The organism is Zobellia russellii (assembly GCF_018728565.1).
In the GTDB taxonomy this organism is placed as follows: Bacteria; Bacteroidota; Bacteroidia; order Flavobacteriales; family Flavobacteriaceae; genus Zobellia; species Zobellia russellii.
Genome location: NZ_JACSOI010000006.1, coordinates 292,851 through 307,199, shown reverse-complemented (window position 1 = coordinate 307,199; position 14,349 = coordinate 292,851). Strand labels below are relative to the sequence as shown.

Genomic DNA, 14,349 nt, shown 5'->3' with positions numbered 1-14,349 from the left:
ACGGTGGACATCGACTTAGAGCGAGGTGGTTCTACAACGATAAATATTCAGGATGCGGATGCCGACCCAACAAACGAAAATCAAACAGTTTCAGCGGGAACGGGTATTACGGTAAACCAATCTGGTCAGAATTTTGAAGTCGTGAATGCGGCTCCAGATCAAACGGTTACCATTGCCGATGGTGGAAGTGGAAATGTTGTTGTAGGTGGTACGTACCCTAATTTAACGGTAGATGTTCCATCTTTGGATGATGCGGATGCCGACCCAACAAACGAACTTACGTTATTGGGCGACGGTTCTCCAACGGTCACACCAAGCAATAGTGGTGTAACTTATGTAGACGAGGTTGCTGGACAATTATATGTTTATGACGGTACCACATGGAATGCAGTAGGTGGAAACGCAACTCCGGATTTGGATGGAGACCCGAACAACGAGATTCAAACCATTACCTCTACGGACGGCTCTATAACGGTTACGCCTTCAGGCAACGATTATAATCTTTCTGTAGCTGCTGCCGATGGTACGGAGACTATCGTACAATCTGGAAATGCAAATGTTTCTGTAGCAGGAGATGGTTCAGCAGGAAATCCATATCAAATCAGTAGTGTAGATTTAGACGAGCAAAATGCTTCGGAAGTTCCGTTAGATGCTCCTTTTGACGTGGATGGCGATACGATAAACGAAACAACGGTTCAGGAAGCATTGGAAGATTTGGCCAACAATGCCAGTGACGACCAACAGATAACAAGTGCAGTGGGTACCGCTAACGAAACGGTGGACATCGATTTAGAGCGAGGTGGTTCAACTACTATAAACATTCAGGATGCGGATGCCGACCCAACAAACGAGATTCAAGATGCTACGGAGGTAGCTTTGAACACTCCTTTTGATGTTGATGGCGATACGGTAAACGAAACTACGGTTCAAGAGGCTTTAGAAGATTTGGCCAACAATGCCAGTGACGACCAACAGATAACAAGTGCAGTGGGTACCGCTAACGAAACCGTGGACATCGACTTACAGCGAGGTGGTTCTACAACGATAAATATTCAGGATGCGGATGCCGACCCAACAAATGAGATTCAAGATGCTACGGAGGTAGCTTTGAACACTCCTTTTGATGTTGATGGAGATACGGTAAACGAAACTACGGTCCAGGAGGCTTTAGAGGATTTGGCCAACAACGCCAGTGACGACCAAACGCTAAGTACGGATGGTAATCCTGGAAATGTTAGTATATCCGAAGGAAATGCAATTAATTTAAATGTAGACGATGCCGATGCGGACGCTTCAAACGAAATACAAACCTTAACCTCAACAGACGGTTCTGTAACCTTAAATCAAACAGGTAATGATTATGACCTTTCCGTAAATTTCCCTGCTGGAAGTGATAATCAAAATATCGAAAGTTTAGCAATAAATACAAGTTCAAATGTACTTACTGTGGGTATTGAAGACGGGAATAGCCAAACAGTAGATTTATCACATTTAGATGATTCGGGTACGGACAACCAAAACATTCAGAATTTAACTTTTTCGGGAACTACTTTAACCGTTGGAATTGAAGGAGGAAGTTCTGACACTGTGAGTCTAGCCGATTTAGCGGATAATCAAAGTATTCAAGGGTCAGGTCTTTCGGGAAATACGTTAACAATAGGCATAGAAGATGGTAGTTCTGAGACGGTAGATTTATCAAGCTTAGCAAATACTGATAATCAGCAGATAAGTCTTACAGGAAATATCATCACTTTAGATAATGGTACAGGCCCGGATACAACCGTTGATCTTACAGATTTTAGAGATGATCAAAATCTTAGTAGTGCAGTTGTGGTGCCAAACCGATCCGTTGAAATACAAATTAACGATGGTACCAATACCACAATAGACATTAGGGATGAAGATTCGGACCCAACAAACGAAATAGAACTGCCTTCAGGTGGGAATAATGGACAAGTACTTTCTACGGACGGTACAGGAACTTATTCATGGATTAATCCGGATACAGGCCCACAAGGTCCGCAAGGTGAAGTAGGTCCTCAAGGTCCGCAAGGGGATACGGGAGCTACAGGAGCCCAAGGCCCACAGGGTGAAGTCGGTCCACAAGGTCCACAAGGGGATACAGGCGCTACAGGAGCCCAAGGCCCACAAGGAGAAGTTGGTCCACAGGGTCCACAAGGGGATACGGGAGCCACAGGAGCGACAGGTCCACAAGGAGAAGTTGGCCCACAAGGTCCTCAGGGAGATACTGGAGCAACAGGTCCACAAGGAGAAGTTGGTCCTCAGGGTCCACAAGGAGATACAGGCGCCACAGGAGCGACAGGTCCACAAGGCCCGCAAGGAGATACAGGAGCTACAGGAGCAACAGGTCCTCAAGGAGAAGTTGGTCCTCAGGGTCCACAAGGAGATACGGGAGCTACAGGAGCCCAAGGCCCGCAAGGAGAAGTTGGTCCTCAGGGTCCACAAGGAGAAGTTGGCCCACAAGGAGAAGTTGGCCCACAAGGTCCACAAGGGGATACGGGAGCCACAGGAGCGACAGGTCCACAAGGAGAAGTTGGTCCACAGGGTCCACAAGGAGATACCGGAGCCACTGGAGCAACGGGTCCTCAAGGTCCGCAAGGAGATACGGGAGCCACAGGAGCCCAAGGCCCACAAGGAGAAGTTGGTCCACAAGGTCCGCAAGGAGATACAGGCGCAACAGGAGCCCAAGGCCCGCAAGGTGAAGTTGGCCCACAAGGTCCACAAGGAGAAGTTGGTCCTCAGGGTCCACAAGGAGATACCGGAGCCACAGGAGCAACGGGTCCTCAAGGTCCGCAAGGAGATACGGGAGCGACAGGTCCACAAGGTCCACAAGGTCCACAAGGAGAAGTTGGTCCTCAAGGAGATACAGGAGCTACAGGAGCCCAAGGCCAGCAAGGTGAAGTTGGTCCTCAGGGTCCACAAGGGGATACGGGAGCCACAGGAGCAACAGGTCCACAGGGAGAAGTAGGCCCACAAGGCCCGCAAGGAGATACGGGAGCAACAGGTCCTCAAGGTCCACAAGGAGATACAGGAGCAACAGGTCCTCAAGGTCCACAAGGAGATACGGGAGCCACAGGAGCCCAAGGTCCACAAGGTGAAGTTGGTCCTCAGGGTCCACAAGGGGATACGGGAGCCACAGGAGCAACAGGTCCACAAGGTCCGCAAGGAGATACGGGAGCTACAGGAGCCCAAGGCCCACAAGGAGAAGTTGGTCCTCAAGGCCCGCAAGGAGCTACAGGAGCCCAAGGTCCACAAGGTGAAGTTGGCCCACAAGGTCCGCAAGGAGATACGGGAGCTACAGGAGCCCAAGGCCCGCAAGGTGAAGTCGGTCCACAGGGTCCACAAGGAGATACGGGAGCAACAGGTCCTCAAGGTCCTCAAGGCCCGCAAGGAGATACCGGTGCCACAGGAGCAACGGGTCCACAAGGTCCTCAGGGAGATACAGGAGCCACAGGAGCTCGTGGTCCGCGGGGAATCCAAGGGGAAACAGGTCCTCAAGGTCCGGCCGGTCCGCAAGGAGCCCAAGGTCAACAAGGTCCACAGGGGCAACCAGGTCAAAACGGACAAAACGGACAAGACGGTCAGGATGGGGCTCAGGGACCTCAGGGACCTCAAGGTCCTCAGGGTCCTCAGGGACAACCAGGTCAAGATGGTCAAGACGGTCAAACTGGAGCTACCGGCCCTCAAGGCCCAGCAGGTGATCCTGCCACAGACGATCAGACCCTTAGCCTATCAGGAAGTAATTTGGCAATCTCTGGAGGGAATAGTGTTGATTTATCCAGTTTGTCAGATCATGATTGGTACGAGGTAGGTACATCAAATGCTCCGAACAATATAAACGATAATATTTTTACTCAAGGAAATGTTGCTATCGGTAGAACCTCTATTACGGCTAATAGGGCTTTAGATGTTGAAGGTAATGTTGAAATAAACGATTACCTATATATGAATGGTAAGAATACTTTGAGGGCAACTGACGATAATTATTTGCGTATTAATTGGAGCAACGACTATGCCTTAGGAACATTTTTTAATGGAAATGTAAGAATGTATGACGGTTTGGTAGTAAATGAAAGGGGAGCAAATAGTGATATGAGAGTTGAAGGAGACACTGAAACATTTTTACTATTTACAGATGCTTCTTCCGATGAAGTAGGTATTGGTACCAGTTCACCAGATGCCAGATTAGATGTAGAAGGTGGTACAGTACGTTTTTCTGATTATGGATCAAATGCCGTAACGGGTAATGCTACTACGTTAGTAGGTGTTGAGGCAGATGGCGATCTTGTTGAAGTAAACTCTTTAAAAGCTTCTAAGATTTTCTATCCACCTTCTATAGAAGTAGACGCTTCAACAAATGGAACCGGTAGAACTATAGACTTGCACGCTCAATATGTTGCACAATTCGGTTCGCCAATGGTAGCTAGTGCCTCGGCACCAGCAGCTATTCCAACATATGCCAATACGGAGTTGTATTACTATGTTACTTTTTACGATACGGCAGTTTTTGACAATGTATCCGTAAATGCATCCGGAATAATGACCTATGATGTTATTGGACAACCAGCAAGTTATAACTCGTTGATCAATGTAGTTTTTGTAGTAAAATAATTTAAACGGTAACCAATCGATTTGAGAGCGATAACTACATATAAAAAACTGGTCCTCAGTTTGGTTTTTACCATTCTGGGGTTTGCCGTCTCCAATGCTCAGTATTTATTACGCGCTCCAGATGACACCCCAGAAGAAACCAGAACCAACTTTCGCTGGTATGAAGCGCAGGACACCAGTACTGTTTTAAGTACGGATTCCTTCTTGGAAGTAAATGATCAAGGGATTTATTTTGCAACGTACGATGGTACCTTATGTGGTAAGAATGCAACCAGTTATTTTATAGTAACCAATTGTAATTCGCCATATAATGAGGTCACTCTTGATATTAGTGATAATACGGATAACCTTTCTTCGGGAGCAACAGTGAGTTGGAACCCTCCTTTGCCAGGAGACCAGAGTGCCCCTATGGTTATTGCCACACAGAACGTGGAGCGCTATATAGCTACTATTACTAAGGCTGGTAATGCAAAAAGTCTACCTAGTTTTACCGTAGTCTGTATTGATGAGTCGGCCATTCTGGTTGATGATCTCGTTACTGTAGACGAAGATGATTCAGTGGTAGTGGATATTTTTGACAATGATAGTGAGCTGCCTACGCAAGGTACACTTACTACAACCAATCCGGTAAACGGAACGGTAAATATTGATAATAACGGAACACCTAACGATCCTACAGATGATATTGTGACTTACATTCCGGATCCTGATTACAATGGTCAGGATACGTTTAATTATACGGTCTGTAATATTTTTGGGGACTGTAGTACGGCTACGGTCACAGTAGATGTGCTACCTATTTTGGATACTCTTGATGATAGCATAGCTACTACAGAAGATACGCCGGTTGAATTGGATATTCTTGGTAATGACAATGATATTCCAACAATAGGAACTTTAACGACCACGAATCCAACAAATGGAACGTTAGTATTGGATAACAATGGTACACCCAACGATCCATCGGATGATAGGGTTACATACACTCCTAATGAAAATTTTGATGGAAGCGACTCATTTACTTATACGCTTTGTGATACGGTAGGTAATTGTGATACGGCTACGGTAACTATTTTGGTAACGGATGCCATTGATTTGGATACAGATGATGATGGAATCTTAAATAGTTTTGAAGATTTGAATTTAGATGCCGATAATGATCCGTCTACACATCCAACGGATACGGACAATGATGGCATTCCGGATTATTTAGATATTGATAGTGACAATGATGGTATCCCGGATAACGTAGAAGCTCAAACCACTATTGATTATATCCCGCCTAGTGGATTGGATTTGAATGGAAACGGAGTGGATGATGCCTATGAAAATAATGGTGGATTAGGAATTATCCCAGAAGATACGGACGGAGACGATTTACCGGATTACGTTGATGATGATAGTGATAATGACAATGTTCCGGATAGAATAGAAGGGCATGATCATAATAGAGACGGTATTCCTGACGTTACTTTAATTGGTTCGGATAAAGATCGCGATGGTCTTGATGACGGGTACGAAGGCGAAACGGCAATTGATCTTGATGTTAATGATGAAATAAACGATCCATATAACGATTTACCAAATACGGATGGCGATGGAGAATCTGATTATAGGGATACGGATGATGATAATGATGGTATCCAGAGTAAAGACGAGGATATAAATATTGATGGGAATTATGCCAATGATGATACGGATGGCAATGGTATACCGGAATATTTAGAGCCTAACGCAGAGGAAGAACCTATTGAGGTATTTAACGTAGTGACGCCAAATAATGACGGAGCCCATGACGTACTGACCATAACTGGGCTGGAAAACTACCCGGATAACTCAATTCGGATTTATAATAGATGGGGTGTTCTTGTATATACTACACAGGCTTACAACACCGAAGGAAACGTGTTTGACGGAACCTCTCAAGGAAGGGTTACTGTTGATGCAGATAGAAAATTACCGGTTGGTACGTATTTCTATATTTTAGATTACAAAGATGCTCAAGGTGAACAAAAATCACTTTCAGGATATATATACATTAACAGATAGCAGTAATGATGATCCCAAATCTCAGAATAACCGCTTGTAAAATTGGCCTACTATTTGTCGTACTGTTTGCGGCAACTATACAAAACGTCATTGCGCAACAAGACTCTCAGTATACCCAATATATGTATAATACGGTGAGCGTCAACCCTGCTTATGCGGGTTCTCGAGGTCATATTAGTACAGCACTCTTGCACCGTTCCCAATGGGTAGGGTTGGATGGAGCTCCTACAACGCAGACTTTCAATATACATTCCCCTATTGGGTATAGGGGTGTGGGCCTAGGTGCTTCAATAGTTAATGATAAAATTGGCCCTACTTCTGAGACTTATATTGATATAGACTTTTCATATACGGTATACACATCCTCGGAAGGTAGATTAAGTTTTGGGCTAAAGGGAAGCGCCCATTTACTGGACGTTCGTTTTTCGGAACTCAATCAATTTACAACAGATACAAGTTTACAGAATGATATAGACAACAAGTTTTCGCCTAATGTTGGTGCAGGTATTTATTATCATAATGAGAGGTTCTATGCAGGTCTTTCCGTTCCACGTATATTACAGACCCTTCATTTTAAAGATGGTCCAGCACCGTCTACGGCCAAAGAACAAATGAACTTTTACTTTATAACAGGCTATGTTTGGGATTTAAACGATAATACAAAGTTTAAACCCGCTTTATTAACCAAATTGGTTACTGGAGCCCCATTGCAAGTTGATATTTCGGCAAACTTTATGTTTAGTGAAAAATTTATCCTTGGAGCGGCCTACCGTTGGGATGCGGCATTCAGTGGTATGCTAGGGTTCAATATTTCCAAGAAGTTCTTGATCGGTCTTGCCTATGATCGCGAAGTTACCGAGCTGGGCAAAGCGGTCTATAATTCGGGCTCTTTTGAAGCCATCTTAAGATATGATTTCATAAGCACAAAGGGTAACTTAAAATCACCTCGTTTCTTTTAGAAGTTTTTATAAAATTGACTCACTTTCCTTAATTTATCATCTTCTCTTCACACGATACTAACTTAAAGGTATTATTTTTGTCCGGAGGCGCTTTTTTTGTGCTTTGTAAAAAAGGAGATATTTGAAAGAAGAAGAAGTAATCTTGGTAGACCAAGACAATAACCAAATAGGAACAATGCCTAAAATGGAGGCGCATGAAAAAGCTATGCTTCATCGCGCATTCTCTGTTTTTGTAATGAATGATAAAGGTGAGACTATGTTGCAGCAACGAGCTGCCCACAAGTACCACTCTCCCAATTTATGGACCAATACGTGTTGTAGCCATCAACGTGAAGGCGAGAGCAATATAGAGGCGGGAAAAAGAAGATTACAAGAAGAGATGGGTTTTGTTACCGAACTTAAAGAACTGTTTTCTTTCATCTATAAAGCGCCATTTGATAACGGGTTAACGGAACATGAGTTTGATCATGTTATGATGGGTAGTTATACCGGAGAACCAAAAATTAACCCGGACGAGGTAGCGGATTGGAAATGGATGAAGCCTTCTGATATTAAAAAAGATATGGCACAAAATCCGGATACGTATACGGCGTGGTTCAAAATTATTTTCGAGAAATTTTATGACCACATAAGCCAAAATTCAATTGAGGATGAAAGTAAAGGTTAGTAGAAAGGCCCATTTTAATGCCGCCCATCGTTTGTATCGTAAAGATTGGAGCGATGATAGGAATGCTCAGGTCTTTGGCAAATGCAACAACCCCAATTACCACGGCCATAATTATGAGTTGATTGTTAGCGTTACGGGAGAAATAGACCCCGAAACGGGCTTTGTTATGGATATGAAAGTTTTAAAGGATTTAATTGGCGATAAAGTAGAGGATGCTTTAGATCATAAAAATCTGAATGTTGAAGTTCCGGAATTTAAAGACATTAATCCAACTGCAGAAAATATTTCAATTGTTATTTGGAACAAACTAAGACCTCATATTAATGAAAGGCACGAGCTTGAGGTTGTATTATATGAAACCCCCCGAAATTTTGTCACCTTTTCAGGATAGAACATAAACTAATAACTATAAAAAAACGCTATGCATCCCTTAAAATTCAATCCTATTTTAAAAGAGCGCCTTTGGGGCGGCACTAAACTTAAAGATGTTTTGGGCAAGCCAATTGAAAACGATATCACCGGCGAAAGTTGGGAGCTTTCTACGGTTCCGGGAGATATTTCTGTAGTTTCCAACGGAGATTTGGCGGGTGCGTCATTACAAGACCTAATAGAAAAAGATCCAGAAAGTGTATTGGGAAAAAGTGTTTATGAACGTTTTGGGACTGATTTTCCAATATTAATCAAGTTTATAGATGCCAAACAAGATCTATCCATTCAGTTGCATCCCAATGATGAGTTGGCCAAGAAACGTCACAACTCTTTTGGGAAAACTGAAATGTGGTATGTTATGGATGCGGATGATGATGCTAGCTTAATTGTTGGTTTTAACAAAGATGTTAGTAAAGAGGAGTATGCAGAAAGTATGAAAAACGATACGCTTCTAGACCTTTTAAACTATGAAAAGGTAAAAGAAGGCGATACTTTCTTTATTAACACAGGAAAGATTCATGCCATTGGCGCAGGAGTTCTTTTAGCAGAAATCCAACAAACATCAGATGTTACATACCGTGTTTTTGATTTCAATAGAAGGGATAAAAATGGAAATCTTAGGGAGTTACACACAGAGCAGGCGCTGGATGCCATTGACTATAAGAAGAAAGACGATTTTAAGGTAGCTTATAAAAATGAGAAGAACACGGTAAATGAGATGATAGATTGCCCATATTTTAAAACGGATTTTCTGGATTTGAATGCTGGAATGACACAAGATGTTACCAATCGTGATTCGTTCACCATTTTTATGTGCGTAGGAGGTGCGGCTACTATTGCCAATGAAAATGGCAGTGTACAAATCCAAAAGGGAGAGACTACTCTTTTACCGGCATCGTCCAACACTATAAAAATAACAACAGAGGGAGCGAAACTTTTAGAGGTAACCATTTAACCTCTTAAATATTTCACTCTATATATTTTGTTCAAATTGAGTATAAATAGCGTATTTTTGCGTAAAATTTATTGATAATGGCAAGTGTAAAAGAATTAAAGAAGGATATTAATAATGTCTTGGGAGACATCATAGAAGCGGTATACATTGTAGAAGCTGCCAATGCTAACCAAGAATCTAAAGAAGGAGCAAAGGTTATTGATGAAGCTATTGAGACTTTTGATGACCTTATTCAGAAAGTGAACCAAAGAGGTGTTGAGAATAGAAAGAAGCACCTAAATGCTGTTCGCCAAGAATTGGAAACAAAGGCAACAGGCCTTGTTGAAAAAGTGAACAAACTAGGTTAGACCTAACAAGAATTAAATAAAAAGCCCGCTATTGCGGGCTTTTTTACTTTTTGATCTTTTCTAGATACGTTTTTAATTGTTTACCGTATTTAGATTCCGAGACTTCGGGCGTTAGTACATTATAAATAGAATCAAGATATTTTACGTTGGCATCGGGAACTTCGGTCAAAGCTATATAAGGCGCTATGTAAGAGTTCTTGTTGTTAAGCGCGTAGTTTAAGGAAAAAGCATAACCGCGCTGAAGATTACGGTCGCTAAGCTTCTGAACGGAATCCAATTGCAATGAATCCAAAACGTTTTTAGGGTCGTTGGCCAATTGAATGATCTCTAAGGTTTTCATGTTAAAGCGAGACATGGTTTTTCTGTACTCTTCCAGTTTTATCTGGCTTTCAGAACCTGTAATTTTAGCATTGGTATCAAAAGTGTTCCAAGATGTGTTGATTGTAATTGTACCAGGCTCTCCAAAAAAGGTGATACGGTCGTTTACTTCATTGGCGTCCTTTTTATTTAAATAGAGGTAGAAAATCTCTGGACTTTCTAGCTCTGTTGTAAACGTAAAATTACCATCGCCTTCTATTTGTAAAGAATCTATAGTAGTCAGAACGCTATCCGGTACGTGTTGTAAGTAAAGCGTACCTTTTTTTAGTCCCTTTACGTTCCCGGTTACGATCATGGTGTTTTTTGTGCTGCCTCCACATGATAGCAACAGTAAAGAAATTGCACTTAAAAGAAATATGTTTTTCATGTTCAGTTTTTGGTGGCGCAAATATCTATATTTTTTTTGGTTTACTCATTGATCGGTATTTAAATGCTTCCGGATACGGGTTGTTCTTTTAAATAGGTCTAGTGGTTTAACCTTTGGGTAGTATACTCAAGAAGCTATTTTTAAAATTGATGAGCAGTTCATAAATGTGCAGTATTTTTGTTTGGATGAGAAGAAAGAATATTGCTAAAATTACGACCAATAAGGGCTATGATTCTATAAATAATTCAATATCTTCTCAATCATTAATTTTTTAATACGGAAGAATATATGAATGCTGAAAATGAAAAATGGATTGCGGCCATTGCTTCCGCGGATTATGTAAAGAACGGAATGATTGTGGGCTTAGGGTCTGGATCTACGGCGGCTTTTATGATTGCGGAATTAGGGAAGCGGATTGCAGGCGGACTTATTATGAAAGGTGTGCCGTCATCCGATGCTACGGCCAGGCTGGCCAAACAGGCAGGCATATCACTGCTTTCTTTGGATGAAGCGGGTACCATGGATATCAACATAGACGGTGCCGATGAGTTTGACCCTAAATTTCAGTTGATAAAAGGTGGGGGAGGTGCATTGCTCCGCGAAAAAATATTGGCCCATAATTCAAGATTCAACATCATCATAGCGGATTCGGGCAAACAAGTTGAACGTTTAGGGAAATTTAAGTTGCCCGTAGAGACCATTCCTTTTGCAACGGAAACTATCATTTCAGAATTGAACACAATGGATTTGAACCCTCGGTTACGCATGAAAAATAATGAGGTGTACAAAACAGATGAAAACAACTGTATTTTAGATATCGATATTTTTCAGAAGGATGATTTAAAAGCGTTGAACGATGTGCTCATTCAAATTCCCGGGGTAGTGGAGACGGGACTTTTCCTTTCTTCTACGGATATAGTTCTTATGGGGCAGGGAAATAAGGTGGTCACTTTAAAGAAGTAGCTTTTTGCCCTCTCGTAAGTTATGGGCAATGGAAAAATGAAACAAATGAAATTCAATATACAAGAGACGTTCAATAAGGAATTACCGGCTGATCCCATTATGGAGAATAGCAGAAGACAGGTAGAAAAAGCTTGTTTTTCATATGCTACTCCCAAGCAAACGACCAACCCAAGCCTGATTCATGTTTCACCGGAAATGGCGAACGAACTCGGTATTTCTTTAGAAGACACTCAAACCGAAGAATTCTTGAACATCTTTACCGGTAATAAAGTCCTTGAAGGAACTACACCTTATGCCATGTGCTATGGCGGGCACCAATTTGGTAATTGGGCCGGGCAATTGGGTGATGGTAGGGCCATTAACCTTACGGAAATAGAACATAACGGGAAGCATTGGGCACTGCAGCTAAAAGGAGCGGGTGAAACCCCTTATTCCAGAACGGCGGACGGGCTGGCGGTTTTACGCTCGTCCATTCGTGAATACCTGTGCAGTGAGGCCATGTACCATCTGGGCGTACCTACTACACGAGCTTTGTCCTTGGCGTTGTCCGGAGACCAAGTGCTTCGGGATATGCTTTATAATGGCAATGCCGCCTATGAGAAAGGTGCCATTGTTTGCCGTGTTGCCCCTTCTTTTCTTCGTTTTGGCAACTATCAGATTTTTGCTGCACGTGAAGATATCGCTACCATGAGAACATTGGTGGACTATACTATAAAACACTTTTTTCCGGAATTGGGAGCGCCTTCCAAGGCGGTTTATGTACAGTTTTTTCAAGCTGTGGCAGATGCTACTTTAGATATGTTGGTACATTGGCAAAGGGTAGGTTTTGTTCACGGCGTTATGAATACGGATAATCTTTCCATTCTTGGTCTGACCATAGATTACGGCCCTTATGGCTGGTTGGAAGGTTACGACCATGGATGGACGCCAAATACCACAGACCGCCAGCATAGTAGATACCGGTACGGAAACCAACCTAATATCGGGTTGTGGAATCTATACCAATTGGCAAATGCGTTATATCCTTTAATTGATGAGGCAGCACCTTTGGAGAATGTTCTGGAGGGCTTTAAAACCAAGTTTGAGGAAAAGTATTTAGATATGATGAAGTCTAAAATAGGGCTTTTTGAAAAGGATGATTTGGACCAAAAGTTGCTGAATGATTTGGAAGAAAACCTTCAGCTTACCGAAACCGACATGACGTTGTTCTTTCGGAATTTAGCCGATATTAAAAAGGATGAGAGTGATGTAGATTCTTTCTTGAAAACCATTGGTGAAGCCTTTTATATGCCTGATGAGGTAGAAGGTGCAGTTCTGGATAAATGGACAAGTTGGTTTACGGCTTACCAAAATAGATTGAAAAAAGAACCGCTCTCAGATACCGAAAGAAAAGGAAAAATGAATGCGGTAAACCCCAAATATGTGCTACGCAATTATATGGCACAATTGGCGATTGATGATGCGGATAAGGGAGACTATGCTTTAATTAATGAGCTGTTTGTTTTGTTGAAGAAGCCGTACGATGAGCAACCGGAGTATGAAAAATGGTTTGCCAAACGTCCGGATTGGGCGCGTAACAAAGTAGGTTGTTCCATGTTATCCTGCAGTTCGTAAAACTAAATGTATGACAGAGAATCCGTCTAAAACAAAAATTGGACTCGGTATGGCCGCTTTGGGTCGTCCGGAATATATAAACATAGATGATGGCAATATGGATAAGTCCTTAGTTGCTTTCAGGGCCAATGCTTTTAAGGTGTTGGATGCCGCTTATGAGAAAGGGGTGCGATATTTTGATACCGCCCCGTCTTACGGAAAAGGCGAGGAGTTTCTAAAAGATTGGCAGGATAGCCGGGCACATACAGATGTAGTACTGGGTACCAAATGGGGCTATACCTATGTGGCCAATTGGCAATTGGGATATGATGGTCCGCATGAAGTAAAAGAACACTCCCTGGAAAAGCTCACGGAGCAATGGGAGTTCTCTAAGGGGCTTCTTCCTTTTTTGGAGTACTACCAAATTCATTCTGCAACATTTGAAAGCGGCGTGCTACAGAATAAACCCGTATTGGAAAAACTGCTGGAGATAAAAAGAACGACCGGACTTACCATTGGGATTTCAACGAGTGGACCTAATCAAAAGGAGGTTATAGAAAATGCTCTCCAAATACGAATTGATGGCGAGGTGATTTTTGATAGTTTTCAGGTTACTTTTAATATGTTGGAACAAGCCGTTTTACCAGTTTTACGTGATATAAAATTACAGGACAAAAAACTGATAGTTAAAGAAGCGATGGCCAATGGCCGCATATTTGAAAATGAAAAATATCCTCAGTATCAATCTTTGTATACCAAATTGAAGACTTTGGCTGAAAAGTACGAAGTAGGTGTAGATGCTATTGCATTGCGGTATGTAATGGACAAGGTACAACCGGACTATGTATTGAGCGGTGCTGCGGATATACATCAGCTGGAACAAAATTTAAAGGCGAATTCCTTCACTTTGAATGAAGAAGAATTAGCAGAGCTTACCAAGGAAAAAGTAAACTCCAAAGCCTACTGGGAAGAGCGTAGCCGGTTGAGTTGGGATTGATTTTCCGTGGATA

General features: G+C 42.4%; 10 protein-coding genes and 1 pseudogene. 10 read left to right on the top strand and 1 reads right to left on the bottom strand.

Annotated features, from left to right (window positions below; translation table 11 throughout):
• The 7 genes and pseudogenes from H9565_RS20295 to H9565_RS15740 all read left to right on the top strand — a co-directional run.
• A pseudogene (locus H9565_RS20295) lies at positions 1–4,632 on the top strand (hypothetical protein); the annotation flags it as partial.
• A 21-nt stretch (positions 4,633–4,653) separates the two neighbouring features.
• Positions 4,654–6,681 carry a T9SS type B sorting domain-containing protein gene (locus tag H9565_RS15765; RefSeq protein ID WP_215441059.1) on the top strand — a complete coding sequence of 676 codons (2,028 nt, stop codon included), beginning with the start codon at positions 4,654–4,656 and terminating at the stop codon, positions 6,679–6,681.
• A gap of 5 nt (positions 6,682–6,686) precedes the next feature.
• A complete protein-coding gene (locus H9565_RS15760) occupies positions 6,687–7,640 on the top strand; it encodes a PorP/SprF family type IX secretion system membrane protein (protein ID WP_215441058.1) in 954 nt (317 codons plus the stop codon).
• A gap of 121 nt (positions 7,641–7,761) precedes the next feature.
• Positions 7,762–8,307: an isopentenyl-diphosphate Delta-isomerase gene (gene idi, locus H9565_RS15755; protein ID WP_215441057.1), complete on the top strand. Its 546-nt coding sequence runs from the start codon at positions 7,762–7,764 to the stop codon at positions 8,305–8,307.
• Positions 8,291–8,698, top strand: coding sequence for a 6-pyruvoyl trahydropterin synthase family protein (locus tag H9565_RS15750; RefSeq protein WP_215441056.1), 408 nt, complete (start codon positions 8,291–8,293; stop codon positions 8,696–8,698). Before idi ends, H9565_RS15750 begins: the two co-directional genes overlap by 17 nt.
• A 30-nt stretch (positions 8,699–8,728) precedes the next feature.
• Entirely contained in the window at positions 8,729–9,691 is a 963-nt protein-coding gene (locus H9565_RS15745) for a type I phosphomannose isomerase catalytic subunit (RefSeq protein ID WP_215441055.1), read from the top strand.
• A 77-nt stretch (positions 9,692–9,768) separates the two neighbouring features.
• A complete protein-coding gene (locus H9565_RS15740) occupies positions 9,769–10,038 on the top strand; it encodes a hypothetical protein (RefSeq protein WP_215441054.1) in 270 nt (89 codons plus the stop codon).
• A 43-nt stretch (positions 10,039–10,081) separates the two neighbouring features.
• Here the strand turns inward: H9565_RS15740 and H9565_RS15735 are convergent, their stop codons facing one another.
• Positions 10,082–10,783 (bottom strand): DUF4369 domain-containing protein, encoded by a 702-nt coding sequence (locus H9565_RS15735; RefSeq protein ID WP_215441052.1) that lies wholly within the window; start codon positions 10,781–10,783, stop codon positions 10,082–10,084.
• Between the two features lie 288 nt (positions 10,784–11,071).
• On the opposite strand from H9565_RS15735, the gene rpiA reads away from it, so the two are divergent.
• Genes rpiA through H9565_RS15720 form a run of 3 tightly spaced genes read left to right on the top strand, consistent with a single transcriptional unit; the run spans position 11,072 to position 14,336 of the window.
• Entirely contained in the window at positions 11,072–11,746 is a 675-nt protein-coding gene (rpiA, locus tag H9565_RS15730) for a ribose-5-phosphate isomerase RpiA (protein WP_215441050.1), read from the top strand.
• 45 nt (positions 11,747–11,791) lie between these two features.
• On the top strand, positions 11,792–13,360 hold the full coding sequence (locus H9565_RS15725; protein ID WP_215441048.1) for a protein adenylyltransferase SelO: 1,569 nt from the start codon (positions 11,792–11,794) through the stop codon (positions 13,358–13,360).
• 10 nt (positions 13,361–13,370) lie between these two features.
• Complete coding sequence (locus H9565_RS15720) at positions 13,371–14,336, top strand: aldo/keto reductase (RefSeq protein ID WP_215441046.1); 966 nt, start codon at positions 13,371–13,373, stop codon at positions 14,334–14,336.
• Positions 14,337–14,349: the final 13 nt, after the last annotated feature.